Origin of the sequence: Mycolicibacterium smegmatis (assembly GCF_001457595.1) — a bacterium.
Lineage (GTDB): Bacteria > Actinomycetota > Actinomycetes > Mycobacteriales > Mycobacteriaceae > Mycobacterium > Mycobacterium smegmatis.
This window is the reverse complement of the sequence record NZ_LN831039.1, coordinates 6,165,656-6,186,323: the sequence shown is the minus strand read 5'-3', so window position 1 is coordinate 6,186,323 and position 20,668 is coordinate 6,165,656. Positions and strand designations below refer to the sequence as shown.

The 20,668-nt window shown below is 69.8% G+C and carries 21 protein-coding genes; 15 read left to right on the top strand and 6 right to left on the bottom strand.

From position 1 onward, the window contains the following. Positions 1–3: 3 nt before the first annotated feature. Positions 4–1,353 carry an enolase C-terminal domain-like protein gene (locus AT701_RS29920; protein WP_058127137.1) on the top strand — a complete coding sequence of 450 codons (1,350 nt, stop codon included), beginning with the start codon at positions 4–6 and terminating at the stop codon, positions 1,351–1,353. A 5-nt stretch (positions 1,354–1,358) separates the two neighbouring features. Beyond that, complete coding sequence (locus AT701_RS29915; protein WP_058127766.1) at positions 1,359–2,363, top strand: 2-hydroxyacid dehydrogenase; 1,005 nt, start codon at positions 1,359–1,361, stop codon at positions 2,361–2,363. Here AT701_RS29915 and AT701_RS29910 read toward each other — a convergent pair. Beyond that, complete coding sequence (locus AT701_RS29910; RefSeq protein WP_003897516.1) at positions 2,339–2,869, bottom strand: 2-oxo-4-hydroxy-4-carboxy-5-ureidoimidazoline decarboxylase; 531 nt, start codon at positions 2,867–2,869, stop codon at positions 2,339–2,341. The two genes, AT701_RS29915 and AT701_RS29910, sit on opposite strands and share 25 nt — an antisense overlap. A gap of 60 nt (positions 2,870–2,929) precedes the next feature. Continuing rightward, positions 2,930–3,418 carry an inorganic diphosphatase gene (locus AT701_RS29905; RefSeq protein WP_058127136.1) on the bottom strand — a complete coding sequence of 163 codons (489 nt, stop codon included), beginning with the start codon at positions 3,416–3,418 and terminating at the stop codon, positions 2,930–2,932. 143 nt (positions 3,419–3,561) lie between these two features. Here AT701_RS29905 and dacB point away from each other — a divergent pair, with 143 nt between their 5' ends. The 4 genes from dacB to hpt all read left to right on the top strand — a co-directional run bounded on the left by dacB (position 3,562) and on the right by hpt (position 7,593). Further along, the gene (gene dacB, locus AT701_RS29900) at positions 3,562–4,944 is read left to right on the top strand and encodes a D-alanyl-D-alanine carboxypeptidase/D-alanyl-D-alanine endopeptidase (RefSeq protein WP_058127135.1); all 1,383 of its coding nucleotides are present in this window, start codon (positions 3,562–3,564) and stop codon (positions 4,942–4,944) included. Further along, complete coding sequence (locus AT701_RS29895; RefSeq protein ID WP_058127765.1) at positions 4,941–6,014, top strand: Rv3626c family coenzyme F420 biosynthesis-associated protein; 1,074 nt, start codon at positions 4,941–4,943, stop codon at positions 6,012–6,014. Before dacB ends, AT701_RS29895 begins: the two co-directional genes overlap by 4 nt. After that, the gene (gene tilS / locus AT701_RS29890; protein WP_058127134.1) at positions 5,993–6,961 is read left to right on the top strand and encodes a tRNA lysidine(34) synthetase TilS; all 969 of its coding nucleotides are present in this window, start codon (positions 5,993–5,995) and stop codon (positions 6,959–6,961) included. The genes AT701_RS29895 and tilS overlap by 22 nt, the downstream gene beginning before the upstream one ends. A 77-nt stretch (positions 6,962–7,038) precedes the next feature. After that, positions 7,039–7,593 carry a hypoxanthine phosphoribosyltransferase gene (hpt, locus tag AT701_RS29885; RefSeq protein ID WP_003897511.1) on the top strand — a complete coding sequence of 185 codons (555 nt, stop codon included), beginning with the start codon at positions 7,039–7,041 and terminating at the stop codon, positions 7,591–7,593. Positions 7,594–7,597: 4 nt separating this feature from the next. Here the strand turns inward: hpt and AT701_RS29880 are convergent, their stop codons facing one another. From AT701_RS29880 to AT701_RS29865, 4 genes are read right to left on the bottom strand one after another with little or no spacing between them, the layout of a single operon-like run. Then, positions 7,598–8,329, bottom strand: a complete 732-nt coding sequence (locus AT701_RS29880; protein ID WP_003897510.1) for an SIMPL domain-containing protein — start codon at positions 8,327–8,329, stop codon at positions 7,598–7,600. Positions 8,330–8,350: 21 nt separating this feature from the next. Next, positions 8,351–9,367, bottom strand: a complete 1,017-nt coding sequence (locus AT701_RS29875) for a zinc-binding dehydrogenase (protein ID WP_011731043.1) — start codon at positions 9,365–9,367, stop codon at positions 8,351–8,353. Then, on the bottom strand, positions 9,367–10,569 hold the full coding sequence (locus AT701_RS29870) for an LLM class flavin-dependent oxidoreductase (protein ID WP_162267883.1): 1,203 nt from the start codon (positions 10,567–10,569) through the stop codon (positions 9,367–9,369). Before AT701_RS29870 ends, AT701_RS29875 begins: the two co-directional genes overlap by 1 nt. Beyond that, positions 10,566–11,537, bottom strand: coding sequence for an alpha/beta fold hydrolase (locus tag AT701_RS29865; RefSeq protein WP_058127764.1), 972 nt, complete (start codon positions 11,535–11,537; stop codon positions 10,566–10,568). The genes AT701_RS29870 and AT701_RS29865 overlap by 4 nt, the downstream gene beginning before the upstream one ends. Positions 11,538–11,733: 196 nt before the next feature. Here AT701_RS29865 and ftsH point away from each other — a divergent pair, with 196 nt between their 5' ends. The 9 genes from ftsH (at position 11,734) to panC (ending at position 20,600) form a co-directional block, all read left to right on the top strand. Continuing rightward, positions 11,734–14,046, top strand: a complete 2,313-nt coding sequence (gene ftsH, locus AT701_RS29860; protein ID WP_003897506.1) for an ATP-dependent zinc metalloprotease FtsH — start codon at positions 11,734–11,736, stop codon at positions 14,044–14,046. Between the two features lie 19 nt (positions 14,047–14,065). After that, positions 14,066–14,677 (top strand): GTP cyclohydrolase I FolE, encoded by a 612-nt coding sequence (gene folE, locus AT701_RS29855; protein ID WP_011731040.1) that lies wholly within the window; start codon positions 14,066–14,068, stop codon positions 14,675–14,677. Between the two features lie 44 nt (positions 14,678–14,721). Beyond that, positions 14,722–15,531: a dihydropteroate synthase gene (gene folP / locus AT701_RS29850; RefSeq protein ID WP_174519700.1), complete on the top strand. Its 810-nt coding sequence runs from the start codon at positions 14,722–14,724 to the stop codon at positions 15,529–15,531. Further along, positions 15,524–15,895, top strand: a complete 372-nt coding sequence (gene folB / locus AT701_RS29845) for a dihydroneopterin aldolase (RefSeq protein WP_003897503.1) — start codon at positions 15,524–15,526, stop codon at positions 15,893–15,895. The genes folP and folB overlap by 8 nt, the downstream gene beginning before the upstream one ends. Next, complete coding sequence (gene folK / locus AT701_RS29840) at positions 15,892–16,428, top strand: 2-amino-4-hydroxy-6-hydroxymethyldihydropteridine diphosphokinase (protein WP_003897502.1); 537 nt, start codon at positions 15,892–15,894, stop codon at positions 16,426–16,428. The genes folB and folK overlap by 4 nt, the downstream gene beginning before the upstream one ends. Beyond that, positions 16,428–16,904, top strand: a complete 477-nt coding sequence (locus AT701_RS29835; RefSeq protein ID WP_003897501.1) for a DUF3180 domain-containing protein — start codon at positions 16,428–16,430, stop codon at positions 16,902–16,904. Before folK ends, AT701_RS29835 begins: the two co-directional genes overlap by 1 nt. 77 nt (positions 16,905–16,981) lie before the next feature. Then, positions 16,982–18,631: a DUF6779 domain-containing protein gene (locus tag AT701_RS29830; RefSeq protein ID WP_058127131.1), complete on the top strand. Its 1,650-nt coding sequence runs from the start codon at positions 16,982–16,984 to the stop codon at positions 18,629–18,631. 80 nt (positions 18,632–18,711) lie between these two features. After that, positions 18,712–19,659 carry a Rossmann-like and DUF2520 domain-containing protein gene (locus tag AT701_RS29825; RefSeq protein ID WP_058127130.1) on the top strand — a complete coding sequence of 316 codons (948 nt, stop codon included), beginning with the start codon at positions 18,712–18,714 and terminating at the stop codon, positions 19,657–19,659. Beyond that, positions 19,656–20,600 (top strand): pantoate--beta-alanine ligase, encoded by a 945-nt coding sequence (gene panC / locus AT701_RS29820; RefSeq protein WP_003897497.1) that lies wholly within the window; start codon positions 19,656–19,658, stop codon positions 20,598–20,600. Before AT701_RS29825 ends, panC begins: the two co-directional genes overlap by 4 nt. Positions 20,601–20,668: the final 68 nt, after the last annotated feature.

Genomic DNA, 20,668 nt, shown 5'->3' with positions numbered 1-20,668 from the left:
CACATGACCGCACACGGCACGACCCCGGTGGTCACCGAGATGACCGTGATCCCGGTCGCCGGGCACGACAGCATGCTGCTCAACCTCAGTGGCGCACACGGGCCCTACTTCACCAGGAACCTCGTGAAACTCACGGATTCCGACGGCAACACCGGTGTCGGTGAGGTGCCGGGAGGCGAGGCCATCCGCCGGACCCTCACCGACGCCACGCCACTCGTGGTGGGCCGTTCGATCGGCGAGTACCACGCCACGCTCGCCGCGATCCGCGGCGCGTTCGCCGACCGCGACAGCGGCGGCCGGGGCGCGCAGACCTTCGACCTGCGGGTCACGGTGCACGCCGTCACCGCGGTCGAATCGGCACTGCTGGACCTGCTGGGCAAGCATCTCGGCGTGCCGGTCGCCGCACTGCTCGGCGACGGTCAGCAGCGAAACCGCGTGCAGGCGCTCGGATATCTGTTCTTCGTGGGCGACCGCAACCGCACCGATCTGCCGTACCGCTCACCCGACGACGAGCCCGCGGGCGCCGACGAGTGGCAGCGCATCCGCCACGACGAGGCGTTGTCCCCGGAGGCCGTGGTCCGGTTGGCCGAGGCCGCCCGCGCGCGGTACGGGTTCGGCGACTTCAAGCTCAAGGGCGGCGTGCTGCCCGCGGCGGAGGAGGCCAAGGCCGTCACCGCGCTGGCCGAACGGTTCCCCGACGCGCGGATCACGCTCGATCCCAACGGCGGCTGGCTGCTGCGCGACGCGATCGTCACGTGCAGGCAGCTCACCGATGTGCTGGCCTACGCCGAGGATCCCGTCGGCCCCGAGGGCACGTTCTCGGGGCGCGAGGTGATGGCCGAGTTCAAACGGGCCACCGGGCTGCCGACGGCCACCAACATGATCGCCACGGACTGGCGCGAACTCGGCCACGCGATCCGCGCGGGCGCCGTGGACATCCCGCTGGCCGATCCGCACTTCTGGACCATGAGCGGATCGGTGCGTGTCGCGGCCATCTGCGACGCCTGGGGCCTGACGTGGGGTTCACACTCCAACAACCACTTCGACGTGTCGCTGGCGATGTTCACCCACGTCGCGGCCGCCGCGCCCGGCGACATCACCGCGATCGACACCCACTGGATCTGGCAGGACGGGCAGCGCATCACCAAGCAGCCCTTCGAGATCGTCGACGGATACCTCGACGTGCCCACCGCGCCGGGGCTCGGGGTGGAACTCGACGACGACCGCGTCGCGGCCGCACACGAGCTGTATCTGGCCGAGGGGCTCGGCGCGCGCGACGACTCCGTCGCGATGCAGTACCTGATCCCCGGCTGGACATTCGACCCCAAACGTCCTGCTCTGCAGAGGAAGTGACGATCATGCACGTTCTGGTCGCCGACGCCCACCTCCTGCCGCACCGATCCCGGCTGGAAGCCGCCCTGCCCGCCGGGGTCACCGTGTGCTGGCGCGAACCCGGCGACAGCCGGATCCTCGATGACCTACCGGACGCCGATGTCTACGTGGGCAGCAGGTTCACCGCCGACATGGCGGCCGCCGCGCACCGGTTGCGGCTGATCCACGTCAACGGGGCGGGGACCGACAAGATCGACTTCGCGCACCTGCGCGCGGACACCCTGGTGGCCAACACCTTCCACCACGAGGAGTCGATCGCCGAGTACATCGCGGGTGCCGCGGTGCTGCTGCGCCGGGACTTCCTGGCGCAGGACCGTGCGCTGCGGACGGGACGATGGGCCACCCCGGGCTACGACCGGCAGATCCCGCAGCCACGCACACTGCGGGATGCGCGCATCGGTTACATCGGATTCGGGCACATCGGCCGCACCAGTTGGAAACTGTTGCGCGCCTTCGGGTCCGAAGCGGTCGCGGTCACCGGCACCGGCCGTGTCGACGCGGCCGCCGAGGGGCTGCGCTGGGCAGGCGACACCGGCAGGCTCACGGCGCTGATGACCGAATCCGACGTGGTCGTGGTGTGCGCGCCGCTCACCGAGCGCACGGTCGGCATGATCGGCGCGGACGAACTGCGGGCGCTGGGACCCTCAGGGGTGTTGATCAACGTGGGCAGGGGGCCGCTCGTGGTGGAATCCGCGCTGTACGAGGCGTTGTCCGCGGGCACGATCGCGGCCGCGGCGCTCGACGTGTGGTACCGCTACCCGGGCCCCGACGGCGACGGCACGCCCAGCGATCTACCGTTCGACACGCTGCCCAACGTGCTCATGACACCGCACGTCTCCGGGGTCACCGCCGACACCTTCGCGGCACGGGCCGACGACATCGCGGCCAACATCGGCCGCCTGCAGCGCGGCGAGCCCCTGGTGAACCAGATAGACCGTATGGATCGTCAGTCCGGGCACCAGTTGTCGTAACCGCCCTCGGGACCCAGCATGCGCTCCAGGCGCGCGCGGTTGATCCGCGACAGTTCGTTGCGGACCACCTTGCGCTCGGTTTCGTGATCGTTGTGCAGCCGCAGGTCCATGGCCGCGAGCACATCGCGGGCACACGAGTCGCCGACGTACATCACGAACCCGAACCCGAACCGCTCGCAGTACCGCCGGGCGGCCTCGTCCAGTTGCGCCATCACGGTCGCGTCGGCGTCCCATACCGCGCACTGCTCGCCGCGGGACTTCTCGCTGTGCGGGCGGCTGCCCACACACGGGTAGGCCTGCAGGATCGTGTCCATCGACGCCTCACCCAGGCTGAACAACAGCTCGTCGGCCTTGGCGAACAGCGAAGCGTGATCCGGGTAGGGACGCCCCTTCGCGAGATCGGTGGCCAGCGTCACGCAGCAGCAGCACTCGAACACCGCGTGCACGGCTCGGCGCAGCGGCAGCGCGTTGTACGCCTCGAGCCCCATGCCCTGATGCATCAACACACGATGATCATCGGAGCCGCATTGAACAGCGGCGTTACGGTGTGTTAACTGCGGGCTAAATCAGTGCCCGGAGCTCTTGAACCGCTCGACCGAGCGCTGCAGTTCGGCCTCGGCCTCGGCGCGGCCCACCCAGTCGGCGGTCTTGACGAACTTGCCGGGCTCGAGGTCCTTGTAGTGCACGAAGAAGTGCTTGATGGCGCCGAGTTCGAACTGCGAGATGTCGCCGACGTCCTGGATGTGGTCCCAGCGGGGGTCACCGGCAGGCACGCACAGCAGCTTGTCGTCGCCGCCCGCCTCGTCGGTCATCTTGAACATCGCGACCGGGCGCGCCTCGACAACGCAACCGGGGAACACCGACTCGGTCAGCAGCACCAGCGCGTCCAGCGGATCGCCGTCCTCGCCCAGGGTGTTCTCGAAGAAGCCGTAGTCGGTGGGATAACCCATCGGGGTGTACAGGTACCGGTCCAGCTTGACCCGGCCGGTCTCGTGATCCACCTCGTACTTGTTGCGTGAACCCTTCGGGATCTCGATGACGACGTCGAACTCCACCGTCGCGGCTCCTTCGCATGTGCAATCAGACTGGGATCGTCTTGTCAGACGACGCGGGGACGACCCCGCCGGGCCAACCTTAGATGAGCGATAGGCTGACGCGCAGGGGTGGCTCACCAAGGTCGATCGAGAGCAGGGGAAGTATGCGGCCCACTCGGTGGAGACGGTCCACCCACGTGGCGGTAGGTGTTGCGGTGCTCGCGCTCGTCGTCGCCGTCGTCGCCGCCGCGGCCCTGTTCACCGGCAAACACTCGGACGCGGCAGAGGCCGTGCCGCCCGCCCCGCCGCCTGCCACCGCCGATCCCGGCGTCGTACCGGTCGACCTGTCGGCGCCCACACCGACGCGCCGCGGGCTGGCGACCGCCCTTGCGGCCGCGCTGGCAAACCCCGATCTGGGTCTGATCACAGGCCGCATCACCGACGCCGACACGGGCGCCGAGCTGTGGGAACAGGGTGCGCGCGTGCCCATGCAGCCCGCGTCGGTCAACAAGGTGCTCACCACCGCGGCCGCGCTGCTGACCCTCGACCGCGATGCGCGGCTCACCACCACGGTGGTCGCCGCCGACGACCAACCCGGCCTGGTGGTGCTGCGCGGCGGCGGCGACACCACACTCTCGGCCGCGCCGAAGGGCACCGACACCTGGTACAAGGGTGCGGCCCGCATCAGCGACCTCGCCGACCAGGTCCGCGCACGCGGCATTCGCGTGACCCGTGTGCGCGTCGACACCAGCGCGTACAGCGGCCCCACCATGGCACCCGGCTGGGACCCGGCCGACATCGACGGCGGCGACATCGCCCCCATGGAATCGGTGATGCTCGACGGCGGGCGCACACAGCCCACCACCGTGGAATCGCGGCGGTCGAAGAGTCCCGCGCTCGACGCGGGGAAGGCGCTGGCCGCTGCACTGGGCGTCGAACCGGAGTCGGTGACGCTGATGCCGTCCGGCATGCGTGGCGGCACCACAATCGCCGAGGTGCAGTCGGCGCCGCTCATCGAGCGGCTGCGGCAGATGATGAACGAGTCGGACAACGTGATGGCCGAGTCGATCGCCCGTGAGGTCGCCGAGGCGCTTGGCCGGCCACAGAGCTTCGAGGGTGCCGTCGGGGCGGTGCTGACCCAGCTGCGATCCGTGGGCATCGACACCTCGGGTGCCAAGCTCGTCGACTCCAGCGGCCTGTCGGTCGACAACCGGCTGACCGCGCTTACCCTCGATGAGGTGGTCAACGCCGCTGCCGGACACACCCAGCCCGCTCTGCGGCCGCTGGTGGACCTGCTGCCCATCGCCGGTGGCAGCGGCACCCTGTCCAACCGCTACCTCGACACCGACGCCGGCCGTGCCGCAGCGGGGTGGCTGCGCGCCAAGACCGGGTCGCTGACCGGAACCAACGCGCTGGCAGGCATCGTCACCGACCACAGCGGCCGGGTGCTCACGTTCGCGCTGATCTCCAACAAAGCCGGGCCCACCGGACGCACCGCGATCGACGGGCTCGCCGCGGTGCTGCGCAGCTGCGGATGCGGCGCATGAGCCGGCCCACCATGACCGCGGGCCGCGCGGTCGACTGGGATTTCGCCGCATCCGTCGGCGCCAAGCTCGCGCGGCCCGAACCGCCTTCGACCGACTACACGCGCCGCCAGGCCATCGATCAGCTCTCCGAGAGCGCACGCGCCGCCGAGCTGCCCGTCCGCGAGGTCACGGGTCTCAACGAGGGCGCCGAGGTGCCCGAGGCCCGTGTCGTCGACCGTCCCGCCTGGATCCGCGCGGCCACCCGGTCGATGCGCGTGATGACCACGGGCGGCGACACCGGGGACAGTGACGCGAACGGGGACAAGCCCGGGTTCATCACCGGGCGCGTCACCGGCGCGCAGACCGGCGCTTTGCTGGCGTTCATCTCGTCGGGCATCCTGGGCCAGTACGACCCGTTCGGCCCCGACGGCGGTGAACTGCTGCTGGTGTACCCCAACGTCATCTCGGTGGAACGCCAACTGCGCGTCGCCCCAGCCGATTTCCGCCTCTGGGTGTGCCTGCACGAGGTCACCCACCGCGTGCAGTTCCGTGCCAACCCCTGGCTGGCCGACCACATGTCGCAGGCGCTCGCGGTGCTCACGCAGGACGCGGGCGACGATGTCGCCGCACTGGCCGGCCGCCTCGCGCAGTATGTGCGTGACCAGCGCGGCACCAACGGGTCTGCGCCCGAACCGAATTCGACCGGGATCCTGGGGCTGATGCGTGCGGTGCAAGCCGAACCACAGCGCCGCGCGCTCGACCAGCTGCTCGTGCTGGGCACGCTGCTGGAAGGCCACGCCGATCACGTCATGGACGCCGTCGGCCCCGCCGTGGTGCCCACCGTGGGCACCATCCGGCGGCGCTTCGACGAACGCAGGCAACGCAAGCAGCCCCCGGTGCAGCGCGTCGTGCGTGCACTTCTGGGGTTCGACGCCAAGCTCAGTCAGTACACCCGCGGCAAGGCGTTCGTCGACCACGTGGTGTCCGCGGTGGGGATGCAACGGTTCAACACCGTGTGGACGAACGCCGAGACGTTGCCGCTGCCAACCGAGATCGACGAACCGCAGCGATGGATCGATCGCGTGCTGTAGCGACGCTGCGTCGGGCGGTGGCCGATTTCGCAGCGCAGGTCGACGGCGAGCGTTGGTGTGTGGCGTTGTCCGGCGGGCCGGACTCGCTTGCGCTCACCGCGGTCGCGGCGGCCGAGCGTCCCACCACGGCGCTCATCGTCGACCACGGCCTGCAGACCGGGGCGCGTGCGGTGGCCGAGACCGCTCGGGCGCAGGCGCTGTCGGTGGGATGTGTTGGCGCCGAGATCATCCCGGTGGTGGTGGGCCGCTCCGGCGGGCCTGAGGCCGCCGCGCGCACGGCGCGCTACACCGCGCTGCAGGCCGCGCGCGACGGGGCGCCCGTGCTACTGGGCCACACACTCGACGATCAGGCCGAGACCGTGCTGCTGGGGCTCGCGCGCGGGTCAGGGCCGCGGTCCATCGCAGGCATGCGTCCGCACGATCCGCCGTGGCACCGGCCGCTTCTGGGCATCCGGCGCACCGTGACCCACGCGGCCTGCGAGGAACTCGGGCTCAAACCCTGGCACGACCCGCACAACTTCGAACCGCGGTTCACCAGGACCCGGCTGCGCCTCGATGTGATGCCGCTGCTCGAAGAGGTCCTCGGCGGGGGAGTGGCCGAGGCGCTGGCGCGCACCGCGACCGCGCTGCGCGAGGACACCGAGACACTCGACGAGATCGCGAGGCAGGCCCTTGAGACTTCCCAGACTTCGGCTCGTACCCCGCCGGGGCTCGACACCGAGGTGCTGGCCGGGCTTCCCGGTGCCGTGCGGCGCCGCGTGATCCGGGCCTGGCTTCTGACCAACGGCGGCACCGATTTGACCGACGTACAGATCCGCGGGGTGGACCGGTTGGTCACCGACTGGCGCGGGCAGGGCGGTGTGGCGGTCGGCTCGAACCTGTCCCGTCAGCGGTTGTTCGTGGGCCGGCGCCACGGCGAGTTGGTGCTCTACACCGAACCGGTGTGAGCGCGTATCGGGCAGCCGTCTTGGTTTGCGGCGACCTCACGTGGCACGCTGTGGACGTGGCTGTCGAATCCACCGAGATGTATCCGGGAGACATCAAGTCGGTACTGCTGTCCGAGGAGCAGATCCGGACACGTACCGCCGAGCTCGCGGCGGCGATCGCCGACCAGTACCGGGACAACCTCGGGGACGACGACCTCCTGCTGGTCACGGTGCTCAAGGGCGCGGTCATGTTCGTCACCGATCTGGCACGTTCGATCCCGCTGCCCACCCAGCTCGAGTTCATGGCGGTCAGCAGCTACGGATCGTCGACGTCGTCGTCGGGTGTGGTCCGCATCCTCAAGGACCTCGACCGCGACATCAACGACCGCGACGTGCTGATCGTCGAGGACATCATCGACTCCGGCCTGACGCTGTCGTGGTTGCTGCGCAACCTCGCCACGCGGCACCCGCGCTCGCTCAAGGTGTGCACGCTGCTGCGCAAGCCGGAGGCGGTGCGCACCGACATCGACGTCGAGTACGTCGGGTTCGACATCCCCAACGAGTTCGTCGTCGGCTACGGCCTCGACTACGCCGAGCGCTACCGCGACCTGCCGTTCATCGGCCTGCTCGACCCGAAGGTCTACACGCACTAGACGCTCAGGTGAGTTCCCAGATCACGGTCACCGAGAAGTTCACGGCCTGTTGACCGGGTTCCAGCGGGACGGCCTCCATCGCCGCGCGCGGCATCGGCCGCGGCGGGGTCGAGCCTGACTCCTCCGAGATCGAGATGACCTCGCCGAGGCTCAGCCCGGACAGGTCGGCGTACTGCTGCGCGCGGTTCTTCGCGTCGTTGAACGCCTCCGCGCGGGCATCGCGCACCAGGTCCGAATCGTCCTCGATCGAGAACGCCACCGAGTTGATGCGGGTGGCGTCGCCGCCGGTCTCGGCGATGAGTGTCAACGTCTGTGACGCGGTGTCGAGGTCGCGGATCTTGACGTCGATCGTGTTGCTCGCGCGGTAACCGGTGATGGTGTTGGACGCGCCGTCGGTGCCGAACTGCGGCTGCACGCTGACCTGTGTGGTGCTGATGTCCTTGCGGTCGATGCCCGCGGCGACGAGCGCGTCGATCACGGCCTGCTGGCGCTGACTCGACTGGTTGAGCGCCGATGAGACGTCGGCGGCGATGAACTCCATGGCCACGTTGGTGGTGAGCGTGTCGGGGACACCCTGGACCTGGCCCTCCCCGACCACGGTCACCTGTCGGGGATCACCGGATCCGGCGACGGGGCCCGAACTCGCGTCGCAACCCCCCACCGCCAGCACCGCCAGGCCGGCCACGCCGACCAGCAGTGCCCGGACCCGCTTCTTCGCATTCACAGCGATCGGCATGGCACGAACCCTACCGGCCCGTCACGGTGTCACGAGGATCTTGCAGTGCGCGTCCGGTGTGGCGAGTTCGTCGAATGCGTCGGCCATTCCGTCCAGCGGCACCGATCCGGTGATCATCGGCCGCACGTCGATGTCACCTTCGGCGATCGCCCGCAGCGAGGACGCGAATTCGGCCGGGTCGTAGCCGAACACGAACGAGACGCTGATCTGCTTGACGGCCGCGTACAGCGGATGCACGGTATCGGGTTGCATGCAGACCCCGGCCACCACCACGCGCGTGCCCGCCGGACAGCGCCGCAGGATGTCGTCGATGATGCCGGGTGCGCCGACGGCTTCGAACACCACCGCGGGCCTGCACTGGTGAAACGGCGAATCCTGTGCGGGATCGAGCGTGACATGTGCGCCCATCGCCGCGGCAAGTCGCCGACGGGTCGGTGAGAAGTCCGACGCCACAATGTCTTCCACACCCAGCAGCTTCAGCGCGGCGATCACCGCGATGCCGACCGGGCCGCATCCGATCACCAGCGCGGTCTCGTTTCGTTCGATGCGCGAGGTGTTGACCGCGTGCAGGCCCACGGCCATCGGCTCGGTGAGTGCGGCGGGTCCGGCATCGAGTCCGTTGGGCACCGGCAGCAGCAACGGCGCCGACAGCAGCATGCGTTCGGCGTAACCGCCCAGCGTGGTGTTGCTGTAGACGATCATGTCCATGCCCTGCGGTGAGATCAGCACGGGTACCGACGTCACCAGCGTCCCGGGCGCGTATGTGTCAGTGCTGGGCCCGGCTTCGAGGATCTCGGCGCTGAACTCGTGGCCCATGAAGATGTCCCGGGACAGATCGACGTCGTCGTTCTGGTTCGCGACGCCCTCGAGCTGCGCGGTCGACGCGAGCAAATCCTCACCGTGTTGGGCGAAATGCAAATCGGACCCGCAGATTCCGCACGCCTTGACCTCGACGAGCACCTGACCCGGGCCGGGTACCGGTTCTGCGACGTCGTCGCGCACCACCATGCGACCCTGCCGTAAGACCGCGGCGCGCATTAGTTCTTGTCCTTCTCGGCCCCTGTCCGGGGATGTGCCTGCGTGTGTTCGGTGATCGCGTTGACGATGGCCTGCCCGGCGCGGCCCAGCAGTTGATCGCGCATGCCCCTGGCCCAGTCGTGCGATGCGCGCGCCGCGGTCAGCTGGCCCTTGAAGTGCGGGATCACCTCACGCGCGAACAACTCGTAGGAGTGGAACGTCGCGGCGGGCGGCGCCCAGTCGTGGCCGAGGAGCAGAAACGTCCCGAACCCGCCCGAGCGGTCCAGCAGATCCTGGATGTAGACGATCGCGTCGTCGGGCGTGCCGATGCAGCAGTTGCCCTTGGACGCATAGTTTTCCACGAACTCGTACGGTGTGCCGCCGCCCTCGGCCTGATTCGACAGCGGGACGAAGCCCGCGGCGCCGAAGTAGTTGGCGAAGTCCTGCAGGCCGTACGTGCAGTCCTCGATGGCCTGTTCGCGGGTGTCGGCGAGGTGCACGATGCCCAGCACCCGCCAGTTCTCGCGGTCGGGTTCGGGCCGGCCTGCCGCGGCCGCTTCGTCGCGCACGACGTTCCAGGTGGTCTCGACCGCGGCGTACCCGCCTGGCACCGACATCGACAGCGAGAGCAGCGATGTGCCCAGCTTGCCCGCCAGTCGTGGGCCGGACGGAGAAATCATTGCCGCCGTGGATATCTCGGGATACGGCCAGGTGTAGGGGCGGATGTGCAGTGCGGCGTCGCGCAGCGTGAACCAGTCGGTCTTGCGGTCGATGCGCTCGCCGGGTTCGGCGCGGAACAGTGCCAGGATCGCCTCGAGCGACTCCTGCATCATCGGACGTTGGTCGACCGGGTCGATGCCCATCATGTACGCGTCCGACGGCAGGGCGCCCGGGCCGGTGCCGAACATCACCCGCCCGCGCGTCAGATGGTCGAGCAGCACCCAGCGGTCGGCGACCATCAACGGGTGGTGATACGGCAGCGACACCACGCCCGTGCCCAACCGGATGTGGCGTGTGCGTTCGGCTGCCGCGGCGATGAACACCTCCGGGCACGCGATGAGTTCGTAACCGCCCGAATGGTGTTCACCGAACCACGCCTCGTCGTAGCCCAGCCGGTCCAGCGCCTCCACACGGTCCATGTCGTATTGCAGTGCGGTGGTGGGGGATTGGCCCGCGGGGTGAAACGGCGTGATGAACACCCCGAAGTTCAGTGGCCTCATCACTGCAACTCCAGCCCGTGCAAGAACCGGATCAACGCGGCGTTGACCTCCTCGGCCCGCTCCTGCTGCACCCAGTGCCCGGCCCCGTCGAGCATCACCTCGGTGTAGGGCCCGGTGATCAGTTCGCGCGCCCGGTCGGGCCGTGCGAACCCCAGCACAGGGTCGGCCGCCCCGGCCAGGAACAGGGCAGGCACGGTGATCTTGGCGTCGGCCAGATGCGCGGTGAGTTCCCAGTTGCGGTCGAAATTGCGGTACCAGTTGAGCCCGCCGGTGAACCCCGTGCGGGTGAACGCGTCGACGTAGTGGTCGAACTCGCCGGTGCTGATCCAGTCGGGCAGCGCCGACGGTTCGGGCAGCCGGTCGATCAGGCCCTCGGGACCGGGACGCAGCATCCGCATCGCGGCCTCCTCGTTCTCGGGTGGCAGCAGACCGCCGAACATTCGGCGCAGCGCGCGGGCCGGGTCACCGTCGAACTCGGCGTCGGCCACCCCGGGTTCCTGGAAGTGCAGGATGTAGAAGAAGTTGCCCTCGCCGACCAGTTCGCGGAAGGCCTGTGTCGGCGGGCGGGTGGATCTCGGCGTCGGCGGGACGCTGAGCCCGCCCACCGCGGCCACGCGATCCGGATGCAGCTGCGCGGCGTTCCACGCCACCACCGCGCCCCAGTCGTGCCCGATCACGGCCGCGTGCTCGGCGCCGATGTCGTCGAGCAGCCCGACCACGTCGCCGGTGAGCTTGGTGATGTCGTAGTCGTCGATGCTCTCGGGCCGCGACGAGCCGCCGTAACCGCGCTGGTCAGGGGCCAGTACGTGGTAGCCGGCGGCAGCCAGGGCCGGAATCTGGTGACGCCACGAGTACGCGAGCTCGGGGAATCCGTGCGCGAGCACGACCACCGGATTGCCGCGCTCACCCGCCTCCGTCACTCGCAACGTCACGCCATTGGTTTCGACTGACCGCTCGGTCGGTGTGATCACGGTCTCAACCATAGGCACACCCGGTCACGACGTGGCCAGAGTTTCGGCCGGCCCGGGCGGACGGCCGGCCGGTGACCGTCGGGAACTGCCGGACGTTGGTCTAGCGGTAGCCTTGTAACTTGCTAGCTGCGCGTATCAGGAAGGACCCCGGCCGGGGGCGGCCGAAAAAGATGAAGCCAACGAAGGCCGATGATCGATGAACCGGAAAAATGTTATCCGCACCCTGACCGTGATCGGGGTCGTGCTGCTGCTGGGCTGGTCGTTCTTCTATTTCAGTGACGACACGCGCGGCTACAAGCCTGTAGACACCACGGTGGCGCTCGCCCAGATTCGCGGCGACAACGTCAACAGCGCCCAGATCGACGACCGCGAACAACAGGTCCGGCTGGACCTCAAGAGCGGCAACGGCGACACCGAGAACAGCGACAAGATCATCACGAAGTACCCGACCGGGTACGGCGTGACGCTGTTCAACGCGCTTCAGGACAAAGGCGCAAAAACCAATACCGTCGTCAACCAGGGCAGCGTGTTCGGCACCCTGCTCATCTACATGCTGCCGCTGCTTCTGCTCGTGGCGTTGTTCGTGATGTTCTCCCGGATGCAGACCGGCGGGCGCATGGGCTTCGGCTTCGGCAAGTCGCGCGCCAAGCAGCTGTCCAAGGACATGCCCAAGACCACCTTCGCCGACGTCGCAGGCGTCGACGAGGCCGTCGAGGAGCTGTACGAGATCAAGGACTTCCTGCAGAACCCGTCGCGGTATCAGGCGCTCGGCGCCAAGATCCCCAAGGGCGTTCTGCTGTACGGCCCGCCCGGAACCGGCAAGACGCTGCTGGCGCGCGCCGTGGCGGGCGAGGCCGGCGTGCCGTTCTTCACGATCTCCGGCTCGGACTTCGTCGAGATGTTCGTCGGCGTCGGCGCCTCCCGTGTGCGCGACCTGTTCGAGCAGGCCAAGCAGAACAGCCCGTGCATCATCTTCGTCGACGAGATCGACGCCGTCGGCCGTCAGCGCGGGGCGGGCCTCGGCGGTGGTCACGACGAGCGCGAGCAGACCCTGAACCAGCTGCTGGTCGAGATGGACGGCTTCGGCGACCGCCAGGGCGTCATTCTCATCGCGGCCACCAACCGGCCCGACATCCTCGACCCCGCGCTGCTGCGCCCCGGGCGCTTCGACCGCCAGATCCCGGTCTCCAACCCGGATCTCGCGGGCCGCCGCGCGGTGCTCAAGGTGCACTCGCAGGGCAAGCCGATCGCGCCCGACGCCGACCTGGACGGCCTGGCCAAGCGCACCGTCGGCATGTCCGGCGCCGACCTGGCCAACGTGATCAACGAGGCCGCGCTGCTCACCGCGCGCGAGAACGGCACGGTCATCACGGGTCCCGCGCTCGAAGAGGCCGTCGACCGTGTGGTCGGTGGCCCGCGGCGCAAGAGCCGCATCATCAGCGAGCACGAGAAGAAGATCACCGCCTACCACGAGGGTGGCCACACCCTGGCCGCGTGGGCGATGCCCGACATCGAGCCGATCTACAAGGTCACGATCCTCGCGCGTGGGCGCACGGGCGGTCACGCCGTCGCGGTGCCCGAAGACGACAAGGGTCTGATGACGCGGTCGGAGATGATCGCGCGCCTGGTGTTCGCGATGGGCGGCCGCGCGGCCGAGGAACTCGTGTTCCGCGAGCCCACCACGGGTGCGGTGTCCGACATCGAACAGGCCACCAAGATCGCCCGCGCCATGGTCACCGAGTACGGCATGAGCTCCAAGCTGGGCGCCGTGCGGTACGGCACCGAGCACGGCGACCCGTTCCTGGGCCGCACCATGGGCACGCAGGCCGACTACAGCCACGAGGTCGCGCAGATCATCGACGACGAGGTCCGCAAACTCATCGAGGCCGCCCACACCGAGGCGTGGGAGATCCTCACCGAGTACCGCGACGTGCTGGACATCCTGGCCGGTGAGCTGCTGGAGAAGGAGACGCTGCACCGCGCCGAGCTGGAGGCCATCTTCGGTGATGTCAAGAAGCGTCCGCGCCTGACCATGTTCGACGACTTCGGCGGCCGTGTGCCGTCGGACAAGCCGCCCATCAAGACGCCGGGCGAGCTCGCTATGGAGCGCGGCGAGCCGTGGCCGCCGCCGGTGCCCGAGCCCGCGTTCAAGGCCGCGATCGCCGCGGCCAACCGCGAGGCCGAGAAGCGCAACGGCACCAACGGCGCACCCAGCAACGGCGCCCCGGCTCCGGCAGGCCCGACGCAGCCGGACTACGGCGCCCCGGCCGGGTGGCACGCCCCGGGCTGGCCGCCGCCGCAGCAGTCGCAGCAGCCGGGATACCAGCCGCAGCAGGGCTACTGGTACCCGCCGCCACATCCGTCGGGATGGCAGCAGCCCCAGCCGTACCCGTACCAGCCGTATCCTCATCCCGGACAGCAAGGCACCAGCCCCGAGCACGGGCGACCGAGCGAACAGTCCGGTCAGGACGACGGGCACACCGGCGACCGGTCGAACCCGCACGGCTGATCCGAGAACGGAGACTTCGATGACGCAGTCCCTGCGCGGACACCAGAACAACAATGTCCGCAGGGTGTTCGACCAACCGCGCGCCGAGGCCGCGGTTCGCGAACTGCTCATCGCGATCGGCGAGGACCCCGAACGCGAGGGACTCGTCGACACTCCGGCCCGTGTGGCCCGCGCCTACAAGGAACTGATGGCGGGGCTGCACACCGACCCGGATTCCGTGCTCAACACGACCTTCGACGAGGGTCACGACGAACTCGTGCTGGTCAAGCAGATCCCGATGTACTCGACGTGCGAGCACCATCTGGTGTCGTTCCACGGCGTGGCGCACGTCGGCTACATCCCCGGTGTCGACGGACGCGTGACGGGACTGTCGAAGATCGCGCGTCTGGTCGACCTGTACTCCAAGCGGCCGCAGGTTCAGGAGCGGCTCACCGCCCAGATCGCCGACGCGCTCATGCGCAAGCTGGACCCGCGCGGCGTCATCGTGGTGGTCGAGGCCGAGCACCTGTGCATGGCCATGCGCGGGGTGCGCAAACCGGGCGCGGTGACCACCACATCGGCCGTGCGGGGGCAGTTCAAGACCGACAAGGCATCTCGAGCCGAGGCGCTGGAACTTATCCTGCGCAAGTGAACCCACCGAGCCTGACGGCCCAGCCCCGCACACCCGTGCAGGTGATGGGCGTCGTGAACGTCACGCAAGACTCGTTCTCCGACGGTGGGAAATTCATCGACACCGACCGCGCCGTCGAGCACGGGCTGGCCCTGGTGGCCGCGGGCGCACAGATCATCGACGTCGGCGGTGAGTCCACGCGGCCCGGCGCGACCCGCATCGATCCCGGGGTCGAGGCCGCCCGCGTCACGCCGGTGATCAGAGAGCTTGCGGCCCAAGGCATCACGATCAGCATCGACACCATGCACGCCGACGTCGCGCGCGCGGCGCTCGAAGCGGGCGCGCACATCGTCAACGACGTGTCGGGCGGGCGGGCCGATCCCGGCATGGCCGGCGTGCTCGCCGAGGCGAAGGTGCCGTGGATCCTCATGCACTGGCGTTCGGTCGACGCCGACCACCCGCACCGCGTTCCGGGATACCGCGACGTGGTCGCCGAGGTGCGCACCGAACTGCTCGCGGCGGTCGACGCCGCGGTGACCGCGGGCGTCGAACCGGAGCGGCTCGTCATCGATCCCGGCCTGGGTTTCGCCAAGACCGCCGAGCACAACTGGGCGCTGCTGCACGCGCTGCCGGACCTGGTGGCCACGGGCATCCCGGTGCTGGTTGGCGCGTCGCGCAAACGTTTCCTCGGTACGCTGCTGGCCGCCGCGGACGGCACACCGCGACCACCGGACGGCCGTGAGACCGCGACCGCGGTGATCTCGGTGCTGGCCGCGATGCACGGTGCCTGGGGCGTGCGGGTGCACGACGTACAGGCCTCGGTCGACGCATTGAAGGTGCTGGGCGCCTGGACTTCTGGAGGACAGATTGGCTGACCGGATCGAGTTGCGGGGACTGCGGGTCCGCGGCAACCACGGCGTCTTCGACCACGAACGCGCCGACGGCCAGGACTTCGTCGTCGACATCACGGTGTGGATGGACCTGCGGCCCGCGGCCGTGTCCGACGACCTGGCCGACACGCTCGACTACGGCGCGCTCGCGCAGCGTGCCGCCGACATCGTCGCGGGCACGCCCCGCAATCTGATCGAGACGGTATCGGCGGAGATCGCCGACGGCATCATGACCGACGAACGCCTGCACGCGGTCGAGGTCGTCGTCCACAAGCCCAGTGCGCCGATCCCGCTGACATTCGATGATGTTGCCGTGGTGGCGCGGCGATCGCGGAGAGGTGGCAGATGACCTCAACGGTGCTTTCCATCGGGTCGAATCTCGGGGACCGGCTCACGCGGCTGCAGTCGGTGCTCGACGGTCTCGGGCCTGCGGTGCGCGCGGTCTCCGCGGTGTACGAGACCGCGGCGTGGGGCTTCGAAGAGCAGGGCCCGTTCCTCAACGCCGTACTGCTGGCCGACGACCCGGATCTCGACGGGCACGGGTGGCTGCGGCGCGCACAGGAGCTCGAGGCCGCGGCAGGCCGGGTCCGCGGGCAACGCTGGGGCCCCCGCACGCTCGACGTCGACCTGATCACGTGCCACGACGGGGCCGACGAGATCATCTCGCGCGACGAGGGACTGACGCTGCCGCACCCGCTCGCGCACCTGCGGGCGTTTGTGCTGATCCCGTGGCTGGACGTCGACCCGGACGCGACGCTCACGGTCGCAGGCGAGTCACGTCCGGTGCAGCGCCTGCTGTCGGAGATCGACCAGTCCGAGCGGGACGGGGTCACGCGCACCGACCTGGTGCTCGACATCCGGACCGAAACCGCAGCCGGCTGATGGGGCCGACCCGCAAGCGCGACCTGGTGGGCGCGGCCGTTGCGGCGGCCCTGCTCAGCTATCTGCTGATCCATGCGCTCTACCGGTGGTTCCCGCCCATCACGGTGTGGACCGGCCTGTCGCTGCTCGGTGTCGCGGCGTTCGAGGCGGGCTGGGGCTTCTACGTTCGCGCCAAGATCAACGACGGGCAGATCGGCGTCGGAGCGGGTCGCCTCGACCCACTGACCGTCGCGCGTTCGGTGGTGATCGCCAAGGCCTCTGCATGGGTCGGTGCGCTGGTCGCGGGCTGGTGGGTCGGGGTTCTGGTGTACCTGCTGCCGCGGCGGACGACCATCCGGGTCGCGGGCGAGGACACCCCCGGTGTGGTGGTGGCCGCGCTGTGCGCGCTGGCGCTCGCGATCGCCGGGCTGTGGTTGCAGCATTGCTGCAAGTCGCCGGAGGAACCACCCGAGGACGGCGATGCCGTCCCCGAATGACGTTGTGCTCCGGTCAGATCGCCGAATCGCCGTGGTGGTCGACACGCTAGGTGACCTGTGACAGGTACAGTCGGCGCATGACTGTTCCGCCCCGCGGTGTTCGGCCACGGCGCGGCGGCCGAAGGCCAGGCTGGCTGCTCTTAACGGTGTTGCTGGTACTCGCCATTCTTGCGAGTTCGGCGCTGGTGTTCACCAACCGTGTGGAGTTGCTGAAACTAGCCGTCATCCTGGCACTGTGGGCCGCCGTGGTGGCGGCGTTCGTCTCCGTCATCTACCGCCGCCAGAGCGATCTCGACCAGGCCAAGGCGCGCGACCTCAAACTCGTCTACGACCTGCAGCTCGATCGCGAGATCTCGGCGCGGCGCGAATACGAGCTGACCGTCGAGACCCAGCTGCGCCGCGAGCTGGCCTCCGAACTGCGTGCGCAGGCCGCCGACGAGGTTGCCGCGCTGCGCGCCGAGCTGGCCGCGCTGCGGGCCAACCTGGAGATCCTGTTCGACGCCGACCTCGCGCACCGGCCCGCGCTGGAAACCGACCGCGCCGCCGCGCGGCCGGCGGGCCGTGTCCACGCGAGCCGCCTCGACGTGCCCGACGTGGAGACCACCGACATCCGGGACTACCGCTCGGAACGCACCGAGGAGAGCCCCATCATCGACGTCCCGGCCGAGCCGCACCCGCCCGAGGACGAGTGGAGTTTCGATCGTCGCCCCGCCGACGGTGGTTTCGATCGTCGGCCCGCCGACGGTGGTTTCGATCGTCGGCCCGCCGACGGTGGCTTCGATCGTCGGCCCGCCGACGGTGGCTTCGATCGTCGGCCCGCCGACGGTGGCTTCGATCGTCGGCCCGCCGACGGGGGAGCGCACCGCTTCCCCTCCCACCCCACCCCCCAACCGGGCCCGCAGGTCACCCCGCAACCCTCCGATGAGCCGCGCAGGCGCCGCCGCCGTCGCCTCGACGAGGAGCAGGCGCCGGCTCCGCAGGCCGAGCATCAGCCGACCCCACCGGCTCCTCCCCAGACGCCCCCTCCGGCAGCTCCTCCTCAGGCGCCGCCGCGCCAGGCGGAACCGGAGCGTGCGCCCGAGCCCCAGCCCGCACCGCAACCGGCACCCGAGCCGGTCTCGGCCTGGGCGCCTCCGCCGCCACCGCCGTCGATGCCGCCGTTGCAACCGTCGCCGACGATCGAGGGTGGCGGCTGGCGGCCCGCACCCGCGGAAGGCCAGTGGATCCCCGCGGGCGCCCCGGGCAGCAATTGGACCGCCCCGGTGCAGCCCCAGAACGGGGCGGCCACCGAATCCGCCCCGGAGACCGCCACCGAGTACGTCGGCAGGCGTCGCGCACCCGAGCCCGCCGAGAACCCCGAGCCCACCGCGCCTGCCGAGCCGGCACCGGAGCCGGCGCCGGAACAGTCCGGCCCGGTGCCGCCCGTCATGGCCCCACCCGAACCGCCCGAGCGCCCGGAGCGGCCGAGGGGGCGCCACTACGCCGCGGGAGCCGACGCCGAGAGCACGGCAGCAGAGCAGGACGACACCGGCGAAACCACGCCGGCCGATGCGGCCGCCCCCGCGCTGGCGGCCGAATCCGCGACACCGCCACCGCCGCGGCGGCATCGCAGCGCCGACGAGGAACCACGGGGACAGCACGCGAACGGCCAGTCGGCCGCCGAGCTTCTCGCTCGGTTCCAGGCCGCCCCCACCACAGGCGGGCGTCGTCGCCGTCGCGACGAGTGAGTTAGTCTCGTGGCACCGTCCGGTACCCGCAGCGTGGGACCGGAACGTTCGACCACTTCGATCCGTGAGGTTCGTCTGCAATGGAGCAGCCCCCCGAGAGCGGGTGGTCCCCGCCTGACGGACTGCGCCCGGCCCGGCTGAGTGTGGGGATCATCTCCGCAGGCCGGGTCGGTACCGCGCTCGGATACGCCCTGGAACGCGTCGAACATGTGGTGGTGGCGTGCAGCGCCATCTCCCGCGCGTCGCGCCAGCGTGCCGAGCGCAGACTGCCCGACACCGCGATCCTGCCCGTGCACGATGTCGCGCGGCGGGCCGAACTGCTGCTGCTCAGCGTTCCCGACGCCGAACTGTCGGGCCTCGTCAAAGGTTTGGCGACGACGGGTTCGGTGCGGCCCGGCACCATCGTGGTGCACACCTCGGGTGCCAACGGCGTGGGCATCCTTGCCCCGCTCACCGAGCAGGGTTGCGTGCCCTTGGCGATCCACCCCGCGATGACGTTCACCGGTTCCGACGAGGACATCTCGCGTCTTCCCGGTACGTGCTTCGGCATCACCGCGGCCGACGAGATCGGTTACGCCATCGGCCAGTCGCTCGTACTGGAGATCGGTGGTGAGCCGTTCCGGGTGCGCGAGGACGCCAGAGCGCAGTACCACGCGGCACTCGCGCACGGCAGCAACCACCTGGTGACGCTGGTTCTCGACGCGGTCGAGGCGCTGCGATCCTCGCTGCGCGGGCAGGAACTGCTGGGCCAGGAACTCGTCGGTGACGAACCGGGTGGTCTCGCCGAACGTGTCATCGCACCGTTGGCCCGTGCGGCCCTGGAGAACGCGTTGCAGCGCGGTCAGTCCGCGCTGACCGGGCCGGTCGCCCGCGGTGACGCCGCGGCCGTCGCGGCGCACCTGACGGCCCTGGCCGAGGTGGAACCCCAACTGGCGCAGTCGTATCGGGCGAATTCACTGCGAACCGCCCAGCGTGCTCACGCACCCGAAGCGGTCTTCGAGGTGCTGTCGGAAGCGAGTCGAGGATGACGATCAGCAGAACACCGAAGTTCAGCGCGGGTGAACTCAACGTGTACTCGGCGCCCGCCGACGTCGCCGCGGTCACCCGGGCGTTGCGGACCGCCGGACGGCGCATCGTGCTGGTGCCCACCATGGGTGCGCTGCACGAGGGCCACCTGACGCTCGTGCGGGCCGCCAAACGCACACCCGGCGCGGTGGTCGTGGTGTCGATCTTCGTCAACCCCCTGCAGTTCGGGCCCAACGAGGACCTCGACGCGTATCCGCGCACCCTCGAAGACGACCTGACCGCGCTGCGCGCCGAGGGTGTCGAGATCGTGTTCACGCCAACCGGATCCGACATGTACCCCGACGGCACCCGCACCAGCGTTCACCCCGGACCTCTCGGCGATGATCTCGAAGGTTCCTCGCGCCCAGGCCATTTCGCGGGTGTCCTCACTGTGGTGCTCAAGCTCTTCTCGATCGTTCGCCCCGACCGCGCGTACTTCGGCGAGAAGGACTACCAGCAACTCACGCTGCTGAGACAGATGGTGGCCGACCTCAACGTCGACGTCCAGATCGTCGGCGTGCCCACGGTCCGCGAATCCGACGGCCTCGCGCTGTCGTCGCGCAACCGCTACCTCGACAAGGACCAGCGTGAACAGGCAGGCGCGCTGTCGGCCGCCCTGCTGGCCGGGAAGTACGCCGCCGCAGGCGGTGCCGAGGCCGCACTCGACGCGGCGCGGGCTGTGCTCGACGAGGTGCCCGCCCTCGAGGTCGACTACCTGCAGGTGCGCGACCCCATGCTCGGGCCCGCGCCGGCCGAGGGGCAGGCGCGCCTGCTGGTCGCCGCGCGCCTGGGCCGCACACGCCTGATCGACAACATCGCGATCGACGTCGGTGCGTCCGCGGGCATCGACGGCCACCCCCGGGTCGGCAACGACCAGAACCACGAACTGCCCTGGAGGAACTGATGCGGCCCACCATGCCGAAGTGCAGGAGCCACCGGGCGCGGGCCGGGTCCGCCGCCGTGGCGCCGAGG

What these genes read in the sequence shown, in the direction of transcription:
- AT701_RS29920 (WP_058127137.1), top strand. Translation starts at nt 4, where the DNA reads ATGACCGCACACGGCACGACCCCGGTGGTCACCGAGATGACCGTGATC.
- AT701_RS29915 (WP_058127766.1), top strand. Translation starts at nt 1,359, where the DNA reads ATGCACGTTCTGGTCGCCGACGCCCACCTCCTGCCGCACCGATCCCGG.
- dacB (WP_058127135.1), top strand. Translation starts at nt 3,562, where the DNA reads ATGCGGCCCACTCGGTGGAGACGGTCCACCCACGTGGCGGTAGGTGTT.
- AT701_RS29895 (WP_058127765.1), top strand. Translation starts at nt 4,941, where the DNA reads ATGAGCCGGCCCACCATGACCGCGGGCCGCGCGGTCGACTGGGATTTC.
- tilS (WP_058127134.1), top strand. Translation starts at nt 5,993, where the DNA reads ATGGATCGATCGCGTGCTGTAGCGACGCTGCGTCGGGCGGTGGCCGAT.
- hpt (WP_003897511.1), top strand. Translation starts at nt 7,039, where the DNA reads ATGTATCCGGGAGACATCAAGTCGGTACTGCTGTCCGAGGAGCAGATC.
- AT701_RS29880 (WP_003897510.1), bottom strand. Translation starts at nt 8,329, where the DNA reads ATGCCGATCGCTGTGAATGCGAAGAAGCGGGTCCGGGCACTGCTGGTC.
- AT701_RS29875 (WP_011731043.1), bottom strand. Translation starts at nt 9,367, where the DNA reads ATGCGCGCCGCGGTCTTACGGCAGGGTCGCATGGTGGTGCGCGACGAC.
- ftsH (WP_003897506.1), top strand. Translation starts at nt 11,734, where the DNA reads ATGAACCGGAAAAATGTTATCCGCACCCTGACCGTGATCGGGGTCGTG.
- folE (WP_011731040.1), top strand. Translation starts at nt 14,066, where the DNA reads ATGACGCAGTCCCTGCGCGGACACCAGAACAACAATGTCCGCAGGGTG.
- folP (WP_174519700.1), top strand. Translation starts at nt 14,722, where the DNA reads ATGGGCGTCGTGAACGTCACGCAAGACTCGTTCTCCGACGGTGGGAAA.
- folK (WP_003897502.1), top strand. Translation starts at nt 15,892, where the DNA reads ATGACCTCAACGGTGCTTTCCATCGGGTCGAATCTCGGGGACCGGCTC.
- AT701_RS29835 (WP_003897501.1), top strand. Translation starts at nt 16,428, where the DNA reads ATGGGGCCGACCCGCAAGCGCGACCTGGTGGGCGCGGCCGTTGCGGCG.
- AT701_RS29830 (WP_058127131.1), top strand. Translation starts at nt 16,982, where the DNA reads ATGACTGTTCCGCCCCGCGGTGTTCGGCCACGGCGCGGCGGCCGAAGG.
- AT701_RS29825 (WP_058127130.1), top strand. Translation starts at nt 18,712, where the DNA reads ATGGAGCAGCCCCCCGAGAGCGGGTGGTCCCCGCCTGACGGACTGCGC.
- panC (WP_003897497.1), top strand. Translation starts at nt 19,656, where the DNA reads ATGACGATCAGCAGAACACCGAAGTTCAGCGCGGGTGAACTCAACGTG.